Source organism: Geodermatophilus sp. URMC 65 (assembly GCF_053502545.1).
Window position 1 is genome coordinate 916,569 of the sequence record NZ_CP199954.1, and the last position, 23,711, is coordinate 940,279.

The 23,711-nt window shown below is 71.6% G+C and carries 18 protein-coding genes; 8 read left to right on the forward strand and 10 right to left on the reverse strand.

The window, feature by feature from the left end; all coding sequences use genetic code 11:
* Window positions 1-52: 52 nt before the first annotated feature.
* The 5 genes from ACWIX7_RS04235 to ACWIX7_RS04255 form a co-directional block, all read right to left on the reverse strand.
* Entirely contained in the window at window positions 53-2,158 is a 2,106-nt protein-coding gene (locus tag ACWIX7_RS04235; protein ID WP_448620350.1) for a hydantoinase/oxoprolinase family protein, read from the reverse strand.
* Entirely contained in the window at window positions 2,155-4,563 is a 2,409-nt protein-coding gene (locus ACWIX7_RS04240; protein WP_448620351.1) for a hydantoinase B/oxoprolinase family protein, read from the reverse strand. The genes ACWIX7_RS04235 and ACWIX7_RS04240 overlap by 4 nt, the downstream gene beginning before the upstream one ends.
* Before the next feature lie 251 nt (window positions 4,564-4,814).
* Window positions 4,815-5,813, reverse strand: coding sequence for an SDR family NAD(P)-dependent oxidoreductase (locus tag ACWIX7_RS04245; RefSeq protein WP_446765976.1), 999 nt, complete (start codon window positions 5,811-5,813; stop codon window positions 4,815-4,817).
* Window positions 5,814-5,855: 42 nt separating this feature from the next.
* On the reverse strand, window positions 5,856-7,181 hold the full coding sequence (locus ACWIX7_RS04250; RefSeq protein ID WP_446765975.1) for a cytochrome P450: 1,326 nt from the start codon (window positions 7,179-7,181) through the stop codon (window positions 5,856-5,858).
* A gap of 64 nt (window positions 7,182-7,245) precedes the next feature.
* Window positions 7,246-7,659: a nuclear transport factor 2 family protein gene (locus tag ACWIX7_RS04255; protein WP_446765974.1), complete on the reverse strand. Its 414-nt coding sequence runs from the start codon at window positions 7,657-7,659 to the stop codon at window positions 7,246-7,248.
* 407 nt (window positions 7,660-8,066) lie between these two features.
* Here ACWIX7_RS04255 and ACWIX7_RS04260 point away from each other — a divergent pair, with 407 nt between their 5' ends.
* From ACWIX7_RS04260 to ACWIX7_RS04280, 5 genes are read left to right on the forward strand one after another with little or no spacing between them, the layout of a single operon-like run.
* Window positions 8,067-9,449, forward strand: a complete 1,383-nt coding sequence (locus ACWIX7_RS04260) for an MmgE/PrpD family protein (protein WP_448620352.1) — start codon at window positions 8,067-8,069, stop codon at window positions 9,447-9,449.
* Window positions 9,446-10,657: an FAD-dependent oxidoreductase gene (locus ACWIX7_RS04265; RefSeq protein ID WP_448620353.1), complete on the forward strand. Its 1,212-nt coding sequence runs from the start codon at window positions 9,446-9,448 to the stop codon at window positions 10,655-10,657. The genes ACWIX7_RS04260 and ACWIX7_RS04265 overlap by 4 nt, the downstream gene beginning before the upstream one ends.
* A 12-nt stretch (window positions 10,658-10,669) precedes the next feature.
* The gene (locus tag ACWIX7_RS04270; RefSeq protein ID WP_446765971.1) at window positions 10,670-11,452 is read left to right on the forward strand and encodes an SDR family NAD(P)-dependent oxidoreductase; all 783 of its coding nucleotides are present in this window, start codon (window positions 10,670-10,672) and stop codon (window positions 11,450-11,452) included.
* Window positions 11,449-12,303: an HpcH/HpaI aldolase/citrate lyase family protein gene (locus ACWIX7_RS04275; protein ID WP_448620354.1), complete on the forward strand. Its 855-nt coding sequence runs from the start codon at window positions 11,449-11,451 to the stop codon at window positions 12,301-12,303. The genes ACWIX7_RS04270 and ACWIX7_RS04275 overlap by 4 nt, the downstream gene beginning before the upstream one ends.
* A 22-nt stretch (window positions 12,304-12,325) precedes the next feature.
* Window positions 12,326-13,180 (forward strand): SDR family NAD(P)-dependent oxidoreductase, encoded by an 855-nt coding sequence (locus tag ACWIX7_RS04280; protein WP_446765969.1) that lies wholly within the window; start codon window positions 12,326-12,328, stop codon window positions 13,178-13,180.
* 61 nt (window positions 13,181-13,241) lie between these two features.
* Here the strand turns inward: ACWIX7_RS04280 and ACWIX7_RS04285 are convergent, their stop codons facing one another.
* Complete coding sequence (locus tag ACWIX7_RS04285; RefSeq protein WP_446765968.1) at window positions 13,242-14,243, reverse strand: helix-turn-helix domain-containing protein; 1,002 nt, start codon at window positions 14,241-14,243, stop codon at window positions 13,242-13,244.
* A gap of 628 nt (window positions 14,244-14,871) precedes the next feature.
* Between ACWIX7_RS04285 and ACWIX7_RS04290 the strand changes: the two genes are divergently transcribed.
* A complete protein-coding gene (locus ACWIX7_RS04290) occupies window positions 14,872-15,960 on the forward strand; it encodes an IS110 family transposase (RefSeq protein WP_446765967.1) in 1,089 nt (362 codons plus the stop codon).
* A gap of 115 nt (window positions 15,961-16,075) precedes the next feature.
* Here the strand turns inward: ACWIX7_RS04290 and ACWIX7_RS04295 are convergent, their stop codons facing one another.
* The 4 genes from ACWIX7_RS04295 to ACWIX7_RS04310 form a co-directional block, all read right to left on the reverse strand.
* On the reverse strand, window positions 16,076-17,038 hold the full coding sequence (locus ACWIX7_RS04295; RefSeq protein ID WP_446765966.1) for a PDR/VanB family oxidoreductase: 963 nt from the start codon (window positions 17,036-17,038) through the stop codon (window positions 16,076-16,078).
* A 26-nt stretch (window positions 17,039-17,064) separates the two neighbouring features.
* Window positions 17,065-18,390, reverse strand: coding sequence for a cytochrome P450 (locus ACWIX7_RS04300; protein WP_446765965.1), 1,326 nt, complete (start codon window positions 18,388-18,390; stop codon window positions 17,065-17,067).
* A 112-nt stretch (window positions 18,391-18,502) separates the two neighbouring features.
* Window positions 18,503-19,522 carry an alpha/beta fold hydrolase gene (locus ACWIX7_RS04305; protein ID WP_446765964.1) on the reverse strand — a complete coding sequence of 340 codons (1,020 nt, stop codon included), beginning with the start codon at window positions 19,520-19,522 and terminating at the stop codon, window positions 18,503-18,505.
* Between the two features lie 44 nt (window positions 19,523-19,566).
* A complete protein-coding gene (locus tag ACWIX7_RS04310; protein WP_446765963.1) occupies window positions 19,567-20,778 on the reverse strand; it encodes an FAD-dependent oxidoreductase in 1,212 nt (403 codons plus the stop codon).
* A 283-nt stretch (window positions 20,779-21,061) separates the two neighbouring features.
* Here ACWIX7_RS04310 and ACWIX7_RS04315 point away from each other — a divergent pair, with 283 nt between their 5' ends.
* A complete protein-coding gene (locus tag ACWIX7_RS04315) occupies window positions 21,062-21,877 on the forward strand; it encodes an SDR family NAD(P)-dependent oxidoreductase (RefSeq protein WP_446770682.1) in 816 nt (271 codons plus the stop codon).
* 162 nt (window positions 21,878-22,039) lie between these two features.
* Entirely contained in the window at window positions 22,040-23,665 is a 1,626-nt protein-coding gene (locus ACWIX7_RS04320) for an FAD-binding oxidoreductase (RefSeq protein ID WP_446765962.1), read from the forward strand.
* The last annotated feature ends 46 nt before the right edge of the window (window positions 23,666-23,711 follow it).

The window sequence follows — 23,711 nt, forward strand, 5'->3', positions numbered from 1 at the left end:
GGGCCGGCAGCTCCGCTCGACCACCACCCGTCCGTCACCGTGCGCCAGCCCGCTACACCCTGAGCACCAGGTTGCCGTACTCGTCGCAGGTGACCCACTGCCCCGGGCGGATGACGACGACCGTGTCCGGCAGCTCGACCAGCATCGGCCCGTCGAGCCGACCCTCGAGCCGCCCACCGGAGACACGCAGCACCGGCGTCTCCACGCGGGCCCGCTCCTCGGCCCAGTAGACCGGCCGGGAGGTCCGCTCGACGTCGGTGGCACTGGGCGCCCGGGCGATCCCCGGACGGTCCACGATCCCGCGCGCCCGGAGTACGAAACCGGTCAGGCTCACCCCGCCGGCCAGGTGACCGGAGCCCTCACCGTGCAGGTCGTCGTAGAGCCGGGCGAAGTCCGTCCCGATGCCCTCGACGGCCACCTCGTCGAGCGGCTCCCCCGAGATGGGCACCTCGATGGTGTGCAGCTGGGTGGTGTACTTCATCCGCACCGACCGGTCGATCGCCACTTGGCCGCCCTCGAAGCCCTCGGTGGCGAGGATGCCGCGCGCCTGCTCCTCGAGATCGGCCAGGACCGTGTTCATGCGGTCCGGGTCGACCGGCATCCGGTGCTGCTCCCAGCGCTGGACGACGTGGATGACGTCGGCCACCGTGGCACCGTAGGCCGACCATGCCGAGGCCATGTGCAGCATCGGCACGATCACCTTCCGTACCCCGACCCCACGAGCCACGGCGCCGACGTGCACCGGGCCGCCTCCGCCGTAGGCGAAGACCGTGTACTCGCGCGGGTCGAAACCGCGGAGGATGCTCATCCGCCGCAGCAGGTCGGCCATCTTGGCGTCGATGATCTGGTTGATGCCCGCCGCGGTCTCTTCGAGCGACAGGCCCAGCCGGTCCCCGAGCGCTCCGACCGCCCGCTCGGCCGCCGCGACGTCGAGCTTGCGCCGCCCGTGCAGGAAGTTGTCGGGGTCGATGACGCCGAGGACGACGTCGGCATCGGTCACGGTCGCCTCGATGCCCCCGTTGCCGTAGCACGCCGGCCCCGGCATCGCCCCGGCCGAGTGCGGCCCGACCTGCAGCCCCCCGGCCGCGTCGAGCCAGGCGATGCTGCCCCCGCCGGCGCCGACGGTGTCGACGTAGACCATCGGCAGCGACACCTCGAAGCGCTCCAGCAGCGAGACGTCGCGGACGTCCGGCGTGAGCCCGCGGATGACGCTGACGTCGAAGGACGTGCCGCCCATGTCGGCCACCATGAGGTCCGGCTCCCCGAGGGCCGCCGCCACGTGGGCACTGCCCAGCAGACCGCTGACCGGCCCGGAGTGCACCGTGCGCACCGGCGCGACCTGCGCCTCGGCCTCGGTGATGGCACCGCCGGCGCACTGGGCGTAGAGGATCCGCCCGGCGTAGCCGCGCCGCCCGGCCTCCTGCTCGATCCGCTGCACGTAGTCCTTCATCAGCGGGCCGATGTAGGCATTGACGACGCCGGTCATGGTCCGCTCGTACTCCCCCACGAAGGAGGACACGGAGCTGGCCGCGGTGACGAAGATCTGTGGATGACGGTCGCTGATCAGCTGGACGGCCCTGTCCTCGTGGGCGCTGTTGCGGACCGACCACAGGAAGCTGACGGCGATGGCCTCGACGCCAGCGGCCACCAGCTCGTCGGCGGCGGCGGCGACCTGGGATTCGTTGAGCGGCACCACCACCTCGCCGAGGTAGTCGATCCGCTCGTCCACCTCCCGGATCAGGGCGCGGGGCACGACGGGCTCCGGCTTGTCGCTCCGCGGGAGGTCCCAGATGTGCGCGCCGTCGACGCCGGCCAGCCGGCCTTCGGCCTTCATGATGAGGGTGACGTCACCGTGGCCCGACGTGGTGATCAGGCCGACCTTGGCACCGCGGCGCTCGATGAGGGCGTTCGTGCCCGTCGTGGTGCCGTGGACCAGGAGCCGGCACCGGGCGAGCGCGTCGTCGAGCGACAGACCGAGCCCCGTCGCGGCGTCCTCGATGGAGTCGAAGAACCCACGCGCGCGGTTGTCCGGGGTCGTGGGCGACTTGCCGGGCCGCGCGGTCCCGTCGGGGAGGACGATCGCGCAGTCGGTGAAGGTGCCCCCGATGTCGACGCCGATCACGAGGTCCTGATCGTCGGCGGACTGCGTCGCGGTCATGCGTGACCCTCCTGGGCGGTCGAGAGCGTCGTGAGGTCGATGCGGACGTCGTCGCGCGGCGGATCCTCGGCCCGGCAGAAGTCCTGACCGAGGAGCCCGGCGCACGAGGGGCAGAAGTACTGGCGCAGCAAGATGGTGTCGTCCCCGAACAGGGCCGGGTCCACGTACATCCGGCCGTCCACCTCGTGCGGCGGCCGCTGGCTGCTCGCCGCCCCTGACAGGTAGGGGGCCTCGGCCGGTGCGAGCCAGGCCCTACAGTCCGAGCAGGTCCAGCAGAACGCGCCCTCGACGGACGAGAGGTCGATGCCTCCTGCCGCGCCCGTGAGGACGGGCACGACGTCGCCCACCGGCACCTCGCGCGGCGGCACCGTGGCACCGGCCAGCCGCTCCGACCTGATCTCGGCTCTGCGGCGATCGGTTGCCGCCGTATCGAGCGAGCCGGCCGCGTCGACCACGACGCCGTAGAACCGGCGCGCGGCCTCGACGCTGGTGCGCCCTCCGGCGACGTCGCGCGCCACCCGCTCGGGTTCCCGCAGCAGCGGATCGCCGTATCCCCCACCGCCGTTGTACTCGATCAGGACCGCGTCACCCTGTGGGAGAGGCATCAGCGTGGCCTGGGGGTGCAGCCGCTCGAACGCGTCGATCTCGGCCCGGATCTGCTCGCGGTCACCAGGGAGACGGCCGGCGGCCATCGCCTGACCGACGGCGCCCCCCGTCGTCCGGAAGAAGTTGCCGGCGAGCGCGAAGTACCCACCTGCCAGGCCGCTGGCGAGGTTGGCGCTGGGCTCCACGAACACCATCTGCGCATTGCTCATGAACGACTGCTGGTGCGGCACCCACGCCGCGCCGACCCCGTTGCCTCCACGCCAGCGGCCGGGCCCGCCGCTGTCCTGGACCTCGCGCCGGTACAGGACCAGGCCCACGCCCTCCTGCTCGCTGGACTCCACGTTGCCGGCGGAGGTGCCGAGCATGAACCAGGACCCTGCCGAGTCGACCCCGTCCTTGTGGGGGAAGGCTCCGATCGCACCGGCGAGGAGCGCCCCGTGCGTCGAGGCCGGCGGCGCCACCAGGGAGAAGTCGGGATTGAGCCCGAAGCCGATGTCGGCCATGGCGACCGAGAGGCCCCCGGACGCCGTCGCGCGCTGACGGAGCTCCGGTGGCGCGGCGAGGACCATGGAGCTCGCGCACAGCCCGGCCAGGTTCATCGTCACGAACACGCTGTGCAGTGCCGAGGTGGCGGCCGGCGGGTTGGCGCAGTTGCGGGTCCCGAACGTCGGCTGCATGAGGACGTGGTCCGCGATGCCGGCGAAACAGCCTTGCTGGTCCCAGGCCAGGGCGGCGGCGAGCGCGGAAACCGCCGCGGAGCGCAGTACCGAGTACGTCGAGTTCCCCGGTCCCGACTGCGGCGAGGTGCCCTCGTTGCTGCAGATGACGTGCCGGCCCCGCTTGGTGAGGGTGAAGACCTCCTGGTGGCTCTCGCGGTCGACGCCGAGCGCCCCCGTGACATAGAGGCGGCGCGACCACGTCCCGTCGGGGATCCTCTCGAGCCGGTCGCCGACCACACGGGAGGCCTCCGCGATCATCTTGCGCATCACGCCCTTGACCGTGGCAGCGCCGCGCTCCTCCACCAGCCCGGCCACACGGGCGACCATCGCGCGCACGCCGGCGATCCCGCTCTTGACGTTGAGACGCAGCGTCTCGGGGTCCCGACCGTGGTGCACCCAGAGGTCCAGGACGTCGGAGCGGAGCGTCCCGGCATCCACGATCTTCACGGGCGGCGTGGCGGCGCCGTCCTCGTACATGTCTCGTGCGTGCACCGCCCACCCGCCGGGATCCACTCCCCCGAGGTCGCCCATGTGCAGGGCGTTGTAGACCCAGGCGAAGAGCTTCCCGTCGACGAACACCGGGCCGAAGACCGCGGTGTCCGGCTGCTGGCCTGCCGCCACGTAGGGGCTGTTCTGCAGGAAGACGTCTCCCTCGGCGATCCCGGGCGACTCACTGCGGTTCTCCAGCGTCCACTTGACGACCAGATCGGCCAGGGTCGAGAAGAACTGGATGGTCGGGCTGACGACCACCGCTTCCCCGTCCTCGGTGAGCAACGCCGTGGCGAAGTCCTTCGAGTAGATGACCGGGGCGGAGCCGGTGGTCCGCTGGATGATGTCGCCGTGCTCGAGGTTCTGGTGCCACATCCGCGACCGGAGCACCTGGTAGGTGATCGGGTCGACGTCGAGGTCGGCCTCGGTGTGCAGTGCGAGCGCGGGATCGATGGTCAGCTCGGGGCGCGGGATGTAGGACCGGCGGAGCCCGTCCCACGGCCCGTCCCCGAGCCGGTCGAAGTCGGCCTGGGGGTTGCGGACGACGCCGTCGTCGGTCGCGTAGCGGAAGGCGCTCAGGAGTTCCGTCATGTCGGTGTCCTCGTCGCAGGTCGCGCTCGGTCAGGAAGTGTGGTCGAGGCTCCGTGGGACCGACGAGCCCGCGTACTCCACGGCCTCCTCCCACGACGCCCGCCGGGCGATCAGTGGCGGTACTTCGTGATCTCCGTCGGCCGGTCGACCGTCAGCGTGCCGACGAGCCGGTCGTCCTCGCGGTGGGGAGCGAGCAGGCCCCGCTCGTGCCGGTCCTCCACGACGACGATCTCGTCGGCATGGGGCGGCGCTCAGGCGCCGGCGGGGGTGGGTGCGGGCAGGGCCTCGCCACGTTCGACGGCGGCGAGCGCCTCGAGGACGGCGTCCCCGGGCTGGGGCTGGACGTACCGGGTGGAGGGCGCGATGGCGTAGCCGCGGTCGTTCCGGTCGACGTCGGACAGCGCGGCGGACAGGCTCTCGATCGTCCACTGCTCGCCGTCGTTGTTCAGGTGCGTGCTGGCGCTGAAGCCGCTGAACACGAACAGGTCGTCACCCTCCACGCCGAAGACCCGACCGGTGAACGAGCACGCCGGCGAGGCCAGGTAGGTGACCACCGCGGACACGTGCTCGGGGGCGATGCGGTCGAAGCCCTCGTGCACGGGTGCCACGACGTCCGCGAACATCGGCACGGCCTCGGTGAGCCGGGTCCGCGCGATGGGGGCGATCGCGTTGACCCGGACGCCCAGCTCGGCGAGGTCCCCGGCGGAGGTGAAGGTCAGCGCGAGCACGCCGGCCTTCGAGACGCAGTAGGCAGGGGTACCGGGCATCGGGTTGGTCCCGGCCGGGGAGCTGGTGTTGACGATGGCCCGTCCGGCCTCGGCGCCGGCCTGACGCCAGTGCGCGGCGGCCCAGTGCGTGACCGCCGCGGTCCCGGTCAGGTTGATGCCGATGACCCTGTTCCAGTCCTCGCCGGTCTCCTGGTCGATCGGGGCGAACCGGCTGATGCCCGCGTTGTTGACGACGATGTCCAGACGCCCGAAGGCGGACAGCGCGGTCTCCACGACGCCCTTGGCCCCGTCCCAGTCCGAGACGTCGGTCGCGTCCTGGACCGCCTGCCCGCCGGCTGCCTCGATCTCCGCCACGACGGACGCGGCGAGCTGGGTGTCGCGCCCGGCGCCGTCCATGCTGACACCGATGTCGTTCACCACGACGGCGGCCCCGGCCCGGGCCAGGGCCAGGGCGTGGGTCCGCCCCAGGCCGCGCCCGGCCCCGGTCACGATGGCCACCTTGCCCTGCAGAACTCCGCTCACGTCTTCTCCTCGTCCGGTCCGGTCCGGGTTCCGAGCCCGGTGTCAGCCGTTCGCGCCGGCCGGTACCGGAACGTCCCACGCGACCACCAGCCCGCTGAGGACGCTCTGGACCGCTGTGCCCCACATGCGCTGGACCTCGTGCCCCGGGACTCTCCGGGCGTTCGGCAGCTGGTCGAGCAGGGCCTCGATGGCCTGCCGGGTCTCGACCCGGGCCAGCATGGCCCCCATGCAGGAGTGGCTCCCCTTGCCGAAGCCCAGGTGCCTGAGGGCGTCGCGACGGCGCGGGTCGTACTCCTCGGCGCGCTCCCACACCGACTCGTCGCGCCCGGTGGACCACACGTGCACGGCCAGCAGCGAGTCCTTCGGGATGGCGACGCCGTCGAGCTCCGTGTCGGGGACCACTCGGCGGTAGGTCATCCGGCCGACGTGGTCGTGCCGGAGCTCCTCCTCGATCATCGTGTCGAGCATCGTGCGGTCGGCATCGGCCTCGCGCCACAGCGCGCCCCCGTCGTCGAGCATCCGCATGACCATCTGCGCGATGAGGTTCACCGTGGTGTCGCCACCGGCGATGATGGACAGCAGCACGACACCGAAGACCTCGGTGTCGGTGAGGGCCTGCTCACCGTCGACCGTCGCGGTGATGAGGTCGGTGAGGAAGTCCCCCTGACCCCTCGGGTTCCGGCGCCGGTCGTCGATCATGTCGAGCGCAAAGCGGCGGAACTCCGCCTGCTCCCGGCCGAGCTCGACCAGCTCGGCATCGGTGACGGTCGGGTCGCCGAACACCCGCATGCACTCCGCGACCCACCGGTGCAGGTCGTCCTCGTGGGCCCTGTCGATCCCGAGGATGGAGAGCATCAGCCGCATGGGGATCTTGCGCGCGTAGGCGGGGATGAGGTCCGCCTCACCGGACGCCTGGAACTCGGCGATGGTCTCGTCCGCGACCCGGCGGCACAGGTCGGTCGCGCCGAGGGCGTTCCGGCGCATGAACGGCACCTGCGCGAGCTTCCGCACCCGCGGGTGGGTGGTCGAGTTCTGGAACGGGGCGATGGCGTCGGTGGCGAACCCGTCCGGGAGCAGCTCCCGGAGCTCGTCGGGCATCGGCCGGTTGATGAAGGGGATCTGCGCGAAGGTCTCCTGGTCCATGAAGACCTTCGCGACGTCCGCGTGCCTGGTCACGATGTATGCCCCGAGCTGGGGGTTGAAGAAGACCGGCGCCTCGCGGCGGGAGAACGCCATCACCGCGGACGGGTCCGCGATCTGGGCGGGCTCGAGGGGCTCGAAGCCGTGCAGCACCGGGCAACCGCCGGGGCCGTCGTGGGTGATCCTCAGTTCAGGCTCTGCCCCTGCGGCTGCCTGGGTGTCGGTCATCGGTCGCTCCTCGTCTCGCTCGGCTGGGTCGGTGGACGTCGCTGCGGCCGGTCGTCCGGGCTCATCAGGACGCCGGCATGACGCGTTCGAACAGCATTGCCATGTGCTGGGTGTCCATGTACTCGCGATCGGTCCGGACCAGCCCGTCGACGACCTCGTACACGTGCACGTAGCGGTTCTCGTACTCCGTTCCCTCGTGGAACCTGCCGCTGCCACGCACCTCGGCCACGACCCAGTCGCCCTGGGCCACCACGTGGGTGACCTCCAACTGCGGGCTGTCGGCGTCGAACACCGTGGCCACCAGACCCGGCAGCGCGGCCAGGGTGGTCGCCTTGTCCATCGGGGCGGCACCGGGCAGGTGGTAGCTCTGCAGCTCGTAGGTCAGGTCGGGGTGCAGCAGCTCGCCGAAGCGGTTCCAGTCCTTCTGGTTGAGGGCCTCGATCAAGGCGCGGACCGTCTCCTCGTTGCCACCGGCCATCACTGACGTACTCCTCACTCGTGGTCTCGTCCGGGTGGTGCGACGACGCTCGACGAGCCGAACCCGGCCAAGAACCGACGGCATGCACCCGAGACGTCCCCGGCACCACCGTGGACGGGGACCACGGCCGCTGCGGGCGGTCACGATGCCCGCGCGCTCTGGTCGCTGACGGAACAACTCTTCGCTCAGCGCACATTATGTGGGCGACACCACTCGGTCAAGGGTCCGCGACGCGCGCTGCTCCCGCGTGGAGCGGGCACCTCCTGTCGCACCGGAGGTGCATCCGTGGGCGGTCGGCGACGGGTCACGAACCCGCGGCCGCCCAGGGTCTTGCTGTGACCGTTGCAACGCCCCGGCGCCCGGTATACGTTGACAGCACAACTGGGCGGCTAGCGAACGGAGCCGGTGTGGGCACGCAATCCGAGCGACTCAGCGACTTCGTCGCACAGCTGAAGATCGAGCAGATCCCCGAGGCCACCGTGCAGCACGCGCAGCTGCACGCGCTGGACGCCCTCGGCTGCGGCGTCGCGGCGTACGCCTTTGGGGAGGCGTCGTACACCCTGGGCGCCGTGCGCGAGATCGGCGGACACGGCACGGCCACCGCGATCGGTGCCACGGACCTCACTCCGGCCGACGCTGCGTTCGTCACCGGCACGCTGTGCCACGCGCTGGACTTCGACGACACCCACCCCAACTCAGTGGTGCACGTCAGCGCCGGCGTCGTCCCGGCCGCCATCGTCGCCGCGCGCGTGGCTGGCGCGACCGGTGCCGACCTGCTGGCTGCGATCGTCGCCGGCAACGAGGTCTCGATCCGTGTCGGCAACGCGGCGGGCGGCACGTTCCACGCCCGCGGCTTCCACCCGACCGGGGTGTGCGGCGTCTTCGGGGCCACCGCAGCGGCATCCCGCGCCCGTGGCCTGGACGCCGTCCAGACGGCCAATGCGCTCGGGATCGCCGGGAGCATGGCATCGGGGCTGCTGGAGTTCCTCTCCGACGGGTCCGAGACCAAGCGGCTGCACGCGGGCTGGGCGGCGCGCTCCGGACTGACGGCCGCGGCGCTCGCGGCACACGGGGCGACCGGACCCGCGACCGTCTTCGAGGGCGCGCGCGGCTACTACGCAACCTACGTGCACGGTGCGGACAGCGACCTGGGCAACCAGGTGGGCGACCTGGGCAACCACTGGGTCACCGACGAGATCGCCTACAAGCCCTACCCGGCCTGTCACTACACCCACGCCGCGGTCGACGCGCTGGCCGAGGTGCTCGCCGCGAACCCCCTGCGAGCAGACGAGGTCACGTCGATCGTGGGGTTCTCCACCGAGACCGGAGTCGCGCTGGTCAGCGAGCCCGTCGCCGACAAGGTGCACCCCCGCACGGCCTACGACGCCAAGTTCAGCCTGCCCTACTGCCTGGCCACCCGCCTGGTCACCGGCAGGCTCGACGTCGGCTCCTTCACGGAGGACGCCATCGCCGACCCGGAGGTGGCCGCGCTCACGCCGCGGATCGGCTACGAACTGCGGCAGTACAGCGCGAAACCCGACTCCTTCGGCGGGGGCGTCCGCGTCGAGACGGTCGACGGCCGGGTCCTCGAGCACGAGTTCCGCTACCAGCGAGGCGGTGCGGAGAACCCCTTGAGCACCGACGACGTCCTGACGAAGTTCCGCACGAACGCCGGGTACGGCCTCCCGTCCGAGCACGTGGCGACCCTCGAGCGGTCGACGCTCCAGCTGGCCGGGCTGCGCGACGTCTCCTACCTCGACGTCCTCGCCTCGGCGACCGAGCGAAAGTGAGTTCCCCCGTGCAGCACAGCGACGTCGTCATCGTGGGCGCCGGTCCGGTCGGCGTCCTCAACGCCCTGGGCCTGGCCCGGACCGGGCTGAGCGTCACGCTGCTCGACGCCGAGCCGGCCATCGGTCAGGCGCCGCGGGCGATGGTCTACCACTGGTCGGTCCTGGAGGGCATCGAGCGGCTGGGCCTGCTGGAGGCCGCCAAGCGGGTCGGGTTCACCAAGCAGGACTACTCCTGGTACGTCTACGCGACCGGCGAGAAGATCGACCTGAGCGTCGGCGTGCTCGAGGGGCTCGTCCCGCACCCCTACAACCTGCACATGGGCCAGCACAAGCTCGCCGACATCGCGCTGCAGGAGCTCGGCAGGTTCGACAACGCCTCCGTCAGGTTCGGCACGAGGGTCACCGGCATCACCCAGGACGACGACGGCGTCACGGTCACCGCCGAGGGCGCCCAGGGCACCGAGCAGCTCCGCGCCTCCTACCTGGTCGGAGCCGACGGTGCCAGCAGCACGGTGCGCAAGTCCCAGGGGCTGGCGTTCGAGGGGATGACCTGGCCGGAGGTCTTCGTCGCCACCAACGTCCGCTACGACTTCGAGGCGCACGGCTACGCGCGGTCCACGCTGCAGATCGACCCGACCTACGGCGCGATCATCGCCAAGATCGACAACACCGGTCTGTGGCGGGTCACCTATGCCGAGCACCCGGACACGCCCGAGGACCAGATGGGCGACCGCATCCCCCAGTGGTACGAGAAGCTGCTGCCGGGCGACGAGGGTTACGAGCTCGACGCCTACCGCCCCTACCGCATGCACCAGCGCGCCGCCTCCAGCATGCGCGCGGGACGGGTCCTGCTCGCCGGTGACGCCGCCCACGCCACCAACCCGACCGGCGGTCTGGGCCTGACCTCGGGGCTCTTCGACACCTTCGTCCTCTACGACGCCCTCGCCGCGGTCGTCAAGGGGACCGCGGACGAGTCGGTGCTCGACCGCTATGCCGAGGAGCGTCGGCGCACCTTCCTGGAGATCGCCTCACCGCGCGCCAGCGCCAACAAGCAGCTCCTCTACCACACCAGCGACCCCGTCCGGCTGGAAGCCGAGCTGTCGAAGTTGCGGGCGATGGCCGCCGACGAGGACGCCCAGCGCACCAACTTCATGTTCACCAAGCAGCTGGAGACGGCACCGCTGGTGCAGCCGGTCGCGACGGTCTGAGGGGGACGCGCCGTGGCCACCCTGCAGGACAAGGTCGTCGTCATCACCGGCGCCGGCCGGGGCCAGGGGCTGGCGGAGCTGCACAAGGTCGCTGCGGAGGGCGGCGTGCCGATCGCGGTCGACCTGGAACTCGGGGACGAGGCCAGGTCGGTCGCGGCGCTCTGCCGGGAGGCCGACGTCAGCGACCCGCACACCTGGGCCGAGCTCGCCGGCAGCCTCGCGGAGACCCACGGCCGCGTGCACGGCCTGGTGAACAACGCCGCCATCGGTGCGCGCCAGCGGCTGCTCGAGGTCTCGGCCGAGCAGTGGGACCGGGCCCTGGCCGTCAACCTGACCGCGCCGTTGCTGGCCATGCAGGCCCTCGTGCCACTGATGACCGACGGTGGCTCGGTGGTCAACGTCAGCTCGGTCGCCGGCCTGACCGGCATGCGCACGACGGCGTACACCGTCAGCAAGTGGGGGCTCCGCGGCCTCTCCGCACTGGCCGCGAACGAGCTGGGCGACCGCGCGGTGCGCGTGAACACCGTCTTCCCCGGCTACATCGACACTCCGTTGGTGCGGCAGAACCCGGAGAGCTTCCGGCTCGCCTCACTGGCGCAGATCCCGCTCGGACGGGTCGGCGAGGTCACCGACGTCGCACCCCTGGTGGCCTTCCTGCTCAGTGACGACGCCAGCTGGATCACCGGCGCGGAGATCGTCGTCGACGGCGGCCAGACCTCGCACGGCGGGACGCGCCTGCTCGTCGGCCCCTTTCCCGCGGCCGGGGACACCGTGACCGGGCACGGGGCCGAGTGAACGCCCCGCTCCCCCGGTCCCACCTCTACGTGCCCGGCAACGCCGGCACACGGCTCGGCAAGGCCTGGGCCAGCGACGCGGACGCCGTCATCGTCGACCTCGAGGACGCGGTACCCGTGGCCGCGAAGCCGTCAGCACGGCTGGACGTCGCCGAGTGGCTGGCCGCGACCGCAGCCGAGCGCGTGGGCACCAGCCGTGAGCTGTGGATCCGGGTCAACGCCGGCGCGGAGGGGCTCACCGACCTCGACGCCTTGGCCGGCGCAGCCGGGGTGACCGGGCTGGTGCCGGCCAAGGCGACCGTGGCCGACCTGCAGACCCTCGCCACCGAGCTGGACCGGCGCCGCCTGGACTGGCGGCTGAGCCCGCTGCTCGAGACACCCGGCGCCGTGCTGGACGCTCGCGTCATCGCAGCGCTCCCGCGCGTCCTCCGGCTCCATCTGGGCGAGTACGACCTCTGCGCGTCCACCGGCACCCGGCCCGGGGCGGACGAGGCCGAGACGGCCTGGGCACGGTCCTGGGTCGTCTTCGCGAGCAGCGAGGCCGGCATCCACCCTCCGGTCGCCCCGGTGTCGACGGTGGTGCGGAACGAGGAGGTCTTCGCCGCGTCCACCGAACGAGCGGCGCGCCAGGGCTTCGTCGGCCGGGCCTGCATCCACCCGGCGCAGCTGCCGACCGTCCACGCGGTCTTCACCCCGAGCCCCGAGGCGGTCGCCCGGGCAACGGCGCTGCTCACGGCGTACGACGCGGCGATCGCCGCCGGCTCCGGGGCGTACGTCGACCAGGACGGTCGCATGGTCGACGAGGCCGTGGCCCGAGCCGCACGGCGCACGGTCGCGCTCTCGCGCAGCTGACCCGGACACCAGGAGGAACGGTGTGATCAAGGAATTCCGGAACCGCGTGGCGGTCGTCACCGGCGGCGCCAGCGGCATCGGCTTCGCGCTCGCCCAGCGGTTCACCGCCGAGGGGATGAAGGTCGTGATCGCCGACATCGAGGAGCGGCCGCTGCAGGAGGCGGTCGCCGCCCTGGGTGCGGACGGCGCGCAGGTGCACGGCGTGCGCACCGACGTCTCCCGACTCGAGGACGTCGAGGCGCTGGCCCAGGCCACCCTCGACCGCTTCGGCGGCGTCCACATCGTCTGCAACAACGCCGGGGTCGAGAGCGGCGCACCGTTCCTGGACATCCCGCTCGCGACCTGGGAATGGGTGCTGCGGGTCAACTTCTGGGGGGTTCTCTACGGCTGCCGCACGTTCCTGCCGCTGCTGCGGGAGCAGGGCGAGGGGCACATCGTCAACACCGCCTCGACATCGGCGTTCGCCACCGGCCTCCCGACGTTCGGGCCGTACTCGGTCTCGAAGTTCGCCATCCTCTCCCTGTCGGAGAACCTGGCGATCGAGTTGCGCAGCGCCGGCGAGCCGATCGGGGTGTCGCTCCTGGTGCCCGGCATGACGAAGTCCCGCATGCCCGACGCCGAGCGGAACCGGCCGGAGGGGACCACCATCTCCGAGTCCCCTGAGCGACGCAGGGTCCTGGACATGATCCGCGGCGCGATGGAGGGCAACGCGCTGGACCCCTCGGTCACTGCGGACCAGGTCGTCGAGGCGATCCTGCACGACCGGTTCTTCATCCTCACCCACCCGGAGGAGAGCCTCGCAGCGCTTCGGGCCCGCCTGCGCGCGATGGAGACCGGCGAGCCGCTGGCGGTGCGCAAGCCCTCGGGCGCGCAGTGACCCGCCGCTCCCCCCGGTTATCCTGACCCCAGATCCGCGGTCGCCGGCCCGAGCCGCGCCCTCATCCCGCCGCGCGCTCCCAGCCGTCGCACGCGCCGCCGTCGAGCACGTCCCGCGGCGAGACGCCGAAGCGCTGCTTGAAGACGCGCGCGAAGTACGACTGCGAGCCGAAGCCACACTCCCGGGCGACCTGGCCCACGGAGCGCCGGCCCGGGGAGGTCAGGCTGGCCTGGGCCCGCTCGAGACGCTCGTCGGTGATCCAGCGAGCCACTCCCCCGTGCCGGCTGAAGATGCGCGAGATCTGCCGTTCGCTGACCCCCAGGGCGGCGGCGACCCGGCTCGCCGACAACGTCGGGTCCGCCAGGTGCTGACGGATGAAGATGCCTGCTGCCTCGAACTGAGACTCCGGGTCGCCGGCGCGCGGCCCGATGACCATCTGGCCGAGGAGACGGAGGGCGTCGTCCTCGAGGCCGCGGAGGTCCGTGGGGTTCGTCCTGTGCAGCGCCTCCTGCATCAACCGCACGAGAGCGGAACCGGCGGCATGACCGCTCGCGCGCACGGAGAGGTCGAAGACCTGGCGCGCCGGTGGCACCCCGGCGTGCACGACGTCCCGGTAGAGGGGTTTCGGGATCGTCAGCAGCAGTTGCTCGCCCTTCGAGTACCCGCGCATGGACGGGACGTCGGTGTCGGTGAGGACTGCCTGCTCCGGCCGCAGCGTGACCACACCGTTGCCGTCGTAGATGCAGATCTCCCCCGACACCACCACGGTGAGCAGCATCGCTCCTGCCGGGCGGCGCCGGATCTCCCGCAGCGTCCGCTCGACCACGTGGGCTCCCGCCGTGATCCGCGCCAGCCGCAGGCCACGCGTCTGCACGTTCCACTCACTGGCCTCGAGGCCCTCGTCCGTGAACGTCCGGCAGGTCATCGCCACGAGAGCGCGCGCGTTGTGTTCCTCCCACAACTCCAGGCGACGCGACGCGGGCACACCGAGGGTGGTGAACGACGCCCGCGGTGCCCGGCGAGCTGCCAGGCGGTCCCCGGGCAGCGCCTCAACCGCGGTCATGGGTCTGCCCCTCGTCCAGGCGGGCGACCCCGACGGTGAGGCACCGGAGCTGGCTGGCCCCTTCGTTGCGTGCGGGCGACGAACAGGACAAGACCGCCTCCGTTGGCTGAGACTCGAACCGTCACGGCAAGACCAAACGCGTACGCAGAGAGCACCGATGTGCGTTCAGCGACCAAAAGCTAGCTCGGCCGGGGCTGTGACGTCAACCGCAGCCGGGCCGGTCGACGGAGTCCCCGAGGACGCCCGATCGCCGAGCGGCCCGTCGGGTCGGCCTTCGATCACGGCGCGGACCGTCCCCCGGCGTCAGCGGCCACGACGCCCATGCCTCCATGCCTCCCCGTGCGCTGTCGCTCGGGGGCCCGCCGGGTCACCGGGACGCCGCCGCTCGTGTGGCCGTCTGACAGTGAGGATGTGGGCGAGCCCCGCGGCGGTCGTTCCTGACCCACCGTCTGACTGACCTCGGGTCCTCAACGGGATCTGTCGGTTCGGTCTGCTGCGGGGCTCGCTGCACTCGCCGGTCGAGGGTGCGTGACCTCATAGGAGCTTGTGCCAGCAAGCACCCGTCACTGTCTTGTCCGCTCGCTCGGCGGTGCGTGCCGCCCTTACCGGTCGAGTGAGAAGGACGGCGATGACCACGATCGCAGACCCCCACGCCACTGCCCAGATCGCCGCCGAGGACCGGCCGGTGTTCGGCGGGGTGGACACCCACGCCGACACCCACACCGCCGCGGTGATCGACGCCGCGGGACGGCTACTGGCCTCTGGGTCGTTCCCGGCCACTCCGGCCGGCTATGCGGAGCTGGCCGACTGGCTGGCCGGCCACGGCCGGATCCGGGTCGTGGGGGTGGAGGGAACCGGGGTCTACGGCGCCGGGCTGGCCCGTCACCTCGCCGGCCGGGGTCTGCGGCTGGTCGAGGTCGACCGCCCGGATCGCAAGACGCGCCGGTTCGCCGGCAAGTCCGATCCGATCGACGCCGAGGCCGCCGCCTCCGCCGCACTGGCTGGCCGATCCACCGGGACGCCGAAGGCCCGCACCGGACCGGTCGAGGCCGTGCGTGTCCTGCGGGTCGCCCGGCGCAGCGCCATCGCCGCCCGCGCCGAAGCTCAGACCCAGCTCAAAGCCCTGCTGGTGACCGCTCCGGAGCCGCTGCGCGGCCAGCTACGCGGGCTGACCACCCGCCGGCTCCTGACCGCCTGCGCCGCCCTGCGGCCCGATCCGGTCCAGCCCAGCGATCCCGTCCAGGCCACCAAGACCGCGCTGCGCACCCTGGCCCGCCGCCACGCCCGGCTGACCGAGGAGATCGACGACCTCGACGCCCAGCTCGGCCCCCTCGTCGAGCAGGTCAATCCGGCGCTGGCCGCCGCGAACGGCGTGGGCCCCGACGTCGCCGGCCAGTTGCTGGTCACCGCCGGAGACAATCCCCAGCGGCTGCGCTCCGAGGCCGCCTTCGCCGCCCTCTGCGGCGCCTCTCCGATCCCGGCATCGTCCGGACGCACCCACCGTCACCGACTCAACCGCGGCGGCGACCGACAAGCCAACGCCGCCCTCTACCGCGTCGTCCTCTGCCGCCTGCGCTGGGATCACCGCACTCAGGCATATGTGCAACGACGCACCGCAGAGGGCCTGTCCAAGAAGGACATCATCCGCTGCCTCAAGCGATACATCGCCCGTGAGCTCTACTTTCTACTACTCAGCTCGTCCGCCTCAGCAGCTTGACGATCCATAGGAGCATCCTGGACGGTGACGGGACAGAGCACGGCGGTGCCGAGTGGGCCGCCGGCCGACCCGTCGCGGGCGGGAGCGGTCCGGTGGTCCCGCCGGGCTCCGGAGCTCAGAGGTCGAGGACCAGCCGAGGGCCGGCCGCCCGGGACACGCAGATGAACATGGTGTCGTTGGCCGCCTGCTCGGCCGGGGTCAGCAGCGAGTCCCGGTGGTCGACCGCGCCGTCGAGGACCGGGGTCTCGCAGGTGCCGCACGTCCCCTCCTGGCAGGACGAGAGCACGCCCACACCGGCCTCCTCGACCACGTCGAGGATCGATCGCTCCGGCGGCACGGTCAGCGTCATCCCCGACCGCGCCAGCTCGACCTCGAACGCGCCAGCGAGCACCGGCGCACCGACGTCCTTCGGCGCGAACCGCTCGACGTGGAGCGCTCCCGTGGGCCACGTAGAGCAGTGCTGCTCGACGGCGGTCAGCAGCGGCTCGGGCCCGCAGCAGTAGACGAGCGTGTCCGGCCGGGGACTGCCGAGGATGCTCTCGAGGTCGATGAGCCCCACCTCGTCCTGTGGGTGCAGGGACACCTGGTTGCCAGTGGCCTCCTCGAGCGAGTCGAGGAAGGCCATCGAGCGGCGGCTGCGCCCTCCGTAGTGCAGCTCCCACACCGCCCCGGCTCGCTCAGCAGCGGTGAGCATGGGCAGGATGGGCGTGATGCCGATGCCGCCGGCGATGAACAGGTACCGCGGACTCGGCAGCAGCTCGAAGTGGTTGCGGGGTCCCCGGACCTCGACGGTCGCCCCCTCGTGCAGGGCCTGGTGGACGTGCTCGGAGCCCCCGCGGCTCACCGGCTCGCGCAGGACGCCGATCCGCCACACCGAGCGGTCGGCGGGGTCGCCGCACAGTGAGTACTGGCGGGTGAGACCGCCGGGCAGCCGCAGGTCGATGTGTGCCCCCGGCGACCATGCCGGCAGCTCCCCGCCGTCCGGCTCCCGGAGGTCGAGGACGACGACGCCCTCGGCGAGGGTCCGGCGCAGCCCGACCTGGAGGCGCAGGTCGACCTCGTCGTGTGTGTTCTGCATTGCAGCCCTCCTGGCCAGCTAGCCCGCTACGCCGTCGTACCGGCCCGCTCGGCCACGTCCCACGCGACGACGAGACCGTCGAGCACACTCTGGATCGCCGTGGAGAAGACGCGCCTGACCTCGTGGCCGGGCACCTTCCGGGCGTTCGGCAGCCCGTCCAGCAGGGCCTCGATGGCGTGGCGGGTCTCGACCCTCGCCAGAGCCGAGCCCATGCAGGAGTAGGCGCCCCGGCCGAAACCGAGGTGTCTGGCGACGTCCGGACGGCGCGGGTCGAACACCTCCGCGGACTCGAACACGGCCTCGTCGCGGCCGGTGGACCACAGGTGGACTGCGACGACCGCGCCCGCCGGGATGGCGACGCCACCGATCTCGGTTGCCACGTTGCACGTTCGGTAGACGAGGCGCCCGACGTGGTCGTACCGGAGTTCTTCCTCGATCATGCCGTCGATCAGCGTGCGGTCGGCGTCCGCCTCGCGCCAGAGTGCGCCGTCGCGGTCGAGCATCCGCGTGACCAGTTGCGCGATGAGGTTCACGGTGGTGTCGCCGCCCGCGATGATCGACAGCAGTACGGCGGCGAAGATCTCGTCGTCGGAGAGGCTCGGTTCGCCGTCGTCACTCGTCGCCGTGATGAGGTCGGTGAGGAAGTCCCCCTCGCCCCGCGGGTTCCGTCGCCGCTCCGCGATCGCGCCCAGGGTGAAGCGGCGGAAGTCCGCCTGGTCCCGGCCCATCGCGACCATGTCGGCGTCGGTGACGGTCGGGTCGCCCATCATGCGCATGACGCCGACCACCCACCGGTGGAGGTCGTGCTCACGGGCCCGATCGAGGCCGAGGATCGCCAGGATCAAGCGCATCGGGACCTTGCGGGCGAACGCGGGGATGAGGTCCGCCTCGCCGGCGGACCGGAACTCCTCGATGGTCTCGTCGGCGACGCGGCGGCACAGCTCCGCGGCGTCCCGGGCGTTCTGACGGACGAACGGGACCTGCGCCAGCTTGCGCAACCGCGTGTGGTTCGCCGGGTCGTTCCAGTTCGTGATGGCGGCGGTCACGAACCCCTCGGGCAGCACGTCCCGGAGCTCCTCGGGCATCTCCCTGTCGATGAACGGGGCCCGGCCGAACGCCTTCCAGTCCGTGACGACCTTCACCGCGTGCGCGTAGCTGGTGACGATGTACGCCCCCAGCGCAGGGCTGAAGAAGACCGGCACCTCGCGTCGGGAGAACGCCGTCACGGCGGCCGGGTTGGCGATCTGCGCGGGCTCGAGGGGCTCGAAGCCGTGCAGGACCGGACAGCCCCCAGGGCCGTCGTGGGTGATCGTCAGCGATGGCTCCGTCGCTGGTGCGTTCGAGGTCTCCATTACTTGCTCACTCCTGGCTCGGCTGTACGAGAGCTGGCAGTCGGCCCGGCTCGTCAGGACTCCGACACGTGGGCGGATGCGACGTCGTCGACCGGTGCCGCGGAGCGGCCGGTCATGACGACACGCGCTTCCCGAGCCAGTCGAGGACGACCTGGAGGACCTCACGGTTGTTGAGCTCGAGCATCATGCCGTGCCCGTTGCCCAGCACACCGTGGTCCTCCAGCCGCACCGAGTCGGCCTGACAACCGGCCTGCTGGAGGAAGGCGAGGAGGTGGTCGTCGAACTGGCGGAACACGGAGTTCGGCGACGTCACCACACCGATCGGCACCTGCGCCAGGGAGGAGAGCCGGCGGGCCGGCTCGGCCTGCAGCGTGCGCGGAGGTCCCCCCGCCACGTCCTCGGTCACGAGCTGGAGCTCCGTGGGGTCGGCGGCCGGCGGGTCGTAGGTCAGCGGCGCGCTGGCCAGTCCCCACGACAGCGTGGCACCCGACGGGTGGGGAGCGAAGGGCGGGCCGACGGTCTCGATCGCGACCAGTGCCTTCACGAGGGCCGGACGGGCGTCCGCTGCCAGGTACCCGGCCGGGCCGCCGGCCGAGTGGCAGACGACGATCGCCGGCCCGATCTGGTCCAGCAGCGTCGCCAGCCGCTGCTGCTCGACCTCGTGCATGACGGCCCAGTCGGCCAGCATCGGGCCGAAGGAGGCGGTGACCTGCTGCACCCCGGGGTCGTCCGGAGTGCGGCCGACCGGCCACTGGGTGTGCGTTTCCGCGTGGGCATCCGGGGCGAAGATCGACAAGAACATCTCCGCCGTCAGTGCGGGGATCGTGGGACCGAACACCGCTGGGTCGTGCGGCGAGCGACCGTGACCGGGCCGGTCCACCACGTAGACGGTGAACCCCTCCTCCACCAGCTGCTGGGCCCACCCCGGGCGGCCGTCCGGCGTGGCCAGGTAGTCGGTGGCCTGACCGCCCCCACCGTGGACGAGGAGGACCGGGTAGGGCTGGGTCGTCGTCTCGGGCGCGAGCCGCTCGACGTACATCGGCCCGAAGCTGGCCGTGCCCATCGGCGTCTGACGGGGCTCCCCCGGGATCCAGAAGCCGTCTCGCGTCACCGTGCGCTGGGGCGGGGTCATGATCGGTCGCCTCTCGTCTCTGTCACTGGCACGGGCGGGTCATCTCATCGCCCGCTGGTTGCCGCGGCGGGCCGGTCGACCAGCGAGGGCGTCTGGCACGGCTGGCTGACCCGGAGCGCCTGCAGGGCGATCGCCGGGTCGGCTGCCGCTGCGCGCAGCGTCCCCAGCGTCTGGTCCAGCCGGTCCCTGTCCGTGGAGTTGAAGACCAGGGTCTTGAAGTCGCTCGCGCGGGGGGATGCGTAGTCGAGGAACACCTGTCGCCGCTGGGCGGCGTACTCGTCGAGCACCGTGTCCTCGACGGTCCCGGCAAGCACCGCGGCCAGGGCCTCGGACAGCACGTACGAGTCGAACAACCCGCTCGTCAGCCCCAGGCCGCCGATCGGGTTGGTGATGTGGGCGGCGTCCCCGGCGAGGAGCAGCCGCCCGTGACGGAAGCTGCGGGCGGCCCGTTGGTGCATCGTGTACGGCGAGTACTGGACCATCTCGTAGTCGGCGCCGGCCGGCAGCAGCTTCGTGAAGAACTCTGCGATCCGGGCGGGGACGGTCTCGGCCGGCAGGCCACTGTCCTCGTGGAAGGTGATCCGCCACAGGTCGTCCGTGTCGATCCTGGCTATGATGCCGCCCATCACGGGGTCGACCACCATGTTCGAGCCGGCGTACCCGAGGCTGGCGAAGTCGTAGCGCACGTTCACGGCGATGAACCGCTCCGGCCACGTCGTCCCCTCGAAGCCCAGGCCCGCCATCGTCCGCATCGGGCTCGCGGCCCCCTCGGTGCCGATGACGTAGTCGGCGCGGTACGTCGTCAGACGGCCCTCGACGAATGCGGTGACCTCGATGCCGGTGTCGTTCTGGGTGAACCCGGTCACCAGCGCGCCGAACACCACCCGGGAGTCCGCGTGCCGGCCCAGGTGGTCCAGCGCGATGTCGGCCAGCCGGTCCTGGCCGAGGTGCACGTTGTAGGCGAACGGCTCGTGCCCCTCGAAGTTCCCCAGGTCGAACCGGATCGCCTCCTGGTTCGCGTAGTCCCAGAAGGCCAGGTCGGCCACCCGGACCCCGGCCGCCTCGACGTCGTCGAGGAGGCCGAGCTCGGCGAGGCCAGGGAGGACGCCGTTGTGGTAGACCATCGCGCGCGGCGAGCGGACGATGGCCTGCTCCCGCTCGAGCACCGTGACGGCGACACCGCGCCGGGCCAGTCCCAGCGCCGTGACGAGGCCGATCGGCCCCGCCCCCACGACGATCACCTGCGGCTGCTGCACGACCGCACCTCCCACTTCCTCGGATCGGTCACGCGAGGGCGGGACCGGACTGCGGGACGACTCTCTCCCGCCGTCGCGCCTGCGCCGGCCCGGTGGCGGAATTGGACAAGTCGCTGGCGGGAAGTGACGCAGGACACGTGGACGGGCCGGCGAGGTGTGGCTGGCAGGCCCCGGTTGACGGGCCGGAGTGGCGCCTCCTACGTTCAGCGAACAATCGAGCGCTGACCGAACATCGGTCGGGCGACTGTTCGACCCCTCAGACAGGAGACGACCGTTGAGCGGCATGAAGGACCTCGAGGAGAAGGTCGCGGTCGTGACCGGGGGCGCCTCCGGCATCGGGCTGGGGATCTCCCGGCAGTTCCGCGCCGCCGGGATGCAGGTGGTGATCGCCGACATCGAGGAGGCCGCCCTCCAGCGTGCGGCAGCCGAGATCGGTGCGCTGGGCGTGCGGACCGACGTCCGCGACCCGGCCAGCGTGCAGGCGCTGGCCGACGCGACCATCGCCGAGCACGGCGCCGTCCACGTCGTCGTGAACAACGCGGGGGTCGGGCCGATGGCGCCCATCGCGGACCTGCAGTTGTCCGACTGGCAGTGGATGCTCCAGGTCAACCTGTGGGGCGTCATCCACGGCGTCCACGTGTTCCTGCCCCTGCTGAAGGCGAACGCGGAGGGCGGGCACATCGTGAACACCGCCTCGATCGGCGGCCTCGTGCCCGGGCCCGGCCTGGGCGCCTACAACGTCTCCAAGTACGGGATCGTCGCCCTCACCGAGACCCTGGCGATGGAACTGGCAGCCGAGGGCTCCGCGGTCGGCGCTTCGGTCCTCGTGCCGGGGACCGTCCGCACCGCGATCTCCAACAGCACGCGCAACCGCCCGGGGGACGCGACCGGCGGAGCGCTGGCCGATGTCGACCTCGCGGCGGGTCCCGACCTCGGGATGACGTGGCTGGAACCCGACGACGTGGGCCGCATCGTGATCGACGGCATCGCTGCAGGCGATCTCTACATCGTCACCCACCCGGAAGGCTGGCCGATGGTGGCCGGTCGGCACCAGGCGATCGCGGATGCGTTCGCCGCGGCCGCCGCTGCCCGCGGCTGAGTCCTCCACCGGAGTCGCCGTCGGTGTGACCGCCGGCGTTGACCGACACCAGGAGCCGCCGTACGGTGAGCGCACTTGCGCTCGGTGAGCGCACTACTTGGCCGACGACGGGTTCATGGTCGTCGACGGCGACGCTGCTGCCCCGCTCCCAGGAGAACACCGATGTCGACCGATCTCGCCCCTCAGGGCGCCACGCCGGCCCGCCACCTGCCGCCGGGCGTCGAGCCTGAGCAGTTCGACCGTTTCCTCGCCCAGCTCGCCGACGTGCTCCCGCCCGAGCGGGTGCTCACCGGCGAGGCGGAACTGCGGGAGTACCGCGACCCCTACGCCTACGCCGACTGGGACGACTACACGGCTTCGGTCGCCGTCCTGCCGACGAGCACCGAGGAGGTGCAGGCGGTGGTCCGGGCGGCCAACGAGCACCGCATCCCCCTCTACACGCACAGTCAGGGCCGCAACAACGGATACGGGGGTCCTGCTCCGCGCGTCCGCGGCTCGGCCGTGATCAGCCTGCGCGAGATGAACAAGGTCTTGGAGATCAACGAGGACCTGGCCTACGCGGTCGTCGAGCCCGGCGTCCGGTGGTTCGACCTCTACGACGCCCTCGACGCAGGGGGCCACCAGCTGTTCGCCTCGATCGCGGACCTCGGCTGGGGCAGCGTGGTCGGCAACTCCATGGACAACGGCATCACGTACGGGCCGCAGGGTCAGGACTTCGGTGCGCCGTGCGGGATGGAGGTCGTCCTCGCCGATGGCTCGCTGCTGCGGACCGGCATGGGGGCGATGGAGGACAACAAGACCTGGCACCTCTACAAGCGTGGTCTCGGGCCGGTCCTCGACCCGCTGTTCATCCAGTCGAACTACGGCATCGTGACCCGGATGGGCGTCTGGCTCCACCCGAAGCCGCAGGTGATGCACCCGTGGTTCGTGAAGGCGGACCGCGAGGAGGCCCTCGGCCCGCTGCTGGACACCCTCCGGCGGCTGCGCCTCGACGGCACGATCCAGGGCATCCCCTCCATCCGCAACACCCTGCTCCTGGCGTCGGTGCTGACCCGCCGCAGCGAGTGGACCGACTCCGGGGCACCGCTGGACGACGCGACGATCGACCGCATCGCCGAGGAGACGGGGATCGGGCGCTGGTCCGGCCGCGGCTCGCTGTGGGGCGACCGGGTGGTGGTGGAGTACAACTTCGCGAAGGTGAAGGCCGCCTTCGAGCAGATCCCCGGGGTCGAGGTGACCGGTGAGCTCATCGAGTTCGCCGACGTCGCGGACCGGAAGCACTACGCCGAGCGCATCGTCGGCGGCGTGCCGAACATGGACATCTACAACGTCGTGGGCTGGTACGGCGGCAGCGACAACGGCGGGCACATCTCCTTCTCCCCCGTTGTCGCGCTCACCAGCGAGGACGGCGTGGAGGCCAACCGCTTCCTGCGCGACCTCATCGAGCGCGAGGCCGGCCTGGACTACCAGGTGGCCATGTTCAACGTCAGCGCTCGTTCCATGGTCAACGTCGTCATGATGATCTTCGATGCGTCGGACGAGGCCCAGACCCGACGGGCGTACGACGCCTGCAAGCTCATGGTCCGGGAAGCGGGCAAGCGCGGCATGGGTGAGTACCGGGCACACCTGGACTTCATGGACCTCGCGTCCGACCAGTTCGCCTTCAACGACCACGCCTACCGCCGCTTCGTTGAGAAGATCAAGGACGCGGTCGACCCCAACGGCATCCTCGCCCCCGGTCGGCACGGCATCTGGCCGGCGTCCATGCGCCTGCGCACGGACGCCTGAACCGCTCGCGCTGGCCGGCCGTTCCGGTGGTGACGTCGGTCATCGC

Coding starts and splice junctions, on each gene's coding strand:
- ACWIX7_RS04235 (WP_448620350.1), bottom strand. CDS start 2,158: ATGACCGCGACGCAGTCCGCCGACGATCAGGACCTCGTGATCGGCGTC.
- ACWIX7_RS04290 (WP_446765967.1), top strand. CDS start 14,872: ATGACCACGATCGCAGACCCCCACGCCACTGCCCAGATCGCCGCCGAG.
- ACWIX7_RS04315 (WP_446770682.1), top strand. CDS start 21,062: ATGAAGGACCTCGAGGAGAAGGTCGCGGTCGTGACCGGGGGCGCCTCC.
- ACWIX7_RS04250 (WP_446765975.1), bottom strand. CDS start 7,181: ATGACCGACACCCAGGCAGCCGCAGGGGCAGAGCCTGAACTGAGGATC.
- ACWIX7_RS04240 (WP_448620351.1), bottom strand. CDS start 4,563: ATGACGGAACTCCTGAGCGCCTTCCGCTACGCGACCGACGACGGCGTC.
- ACWIX7_RS04285 (WP_446765968.1), bottom strand. CDS start 14,243: ATGACCGCGGTTGAGGCGCTGCCCGGGGACCGCCTGGCAGCTCGCCGG.
- ACWIX7_RS04320 (WP_446765962.1), top strand. CDS start 22,040: ATGTCGACCGATCTCGCCCCTCAGGGCGCCACGCCGGCCCGCCACCTG.
- ACWIX7_RS04255 (WP_446765974.1), bottom strand. CDS start 7,659: ATGGCCGGTGGCAACGAGGAGACGGTCCGCGCCTTGATCGAGGCCCTC.
- ACWIX7_RS04305 (WP_446765964.1), bottom strand. CDS start 19,522: ATGACCCCGCCCCAGCGCACGGTGACGCGAGACGGCTTCTGGATCCCG.
- ACWIX7_RS04300 (WP_446765965.1), bottom strand. CDS start 18,390: ATGGAGACCTCGAACGCACCAGCGACGGAGCCATCGCTGACGATCACC.
- ACWIX7_RS04295 (WP_446765966.1), bottom strand. CDS start 17,038: ATGCAGAACACACACGACGAGGTCGACCTGCGCCTCCAGGTCGGGCTG.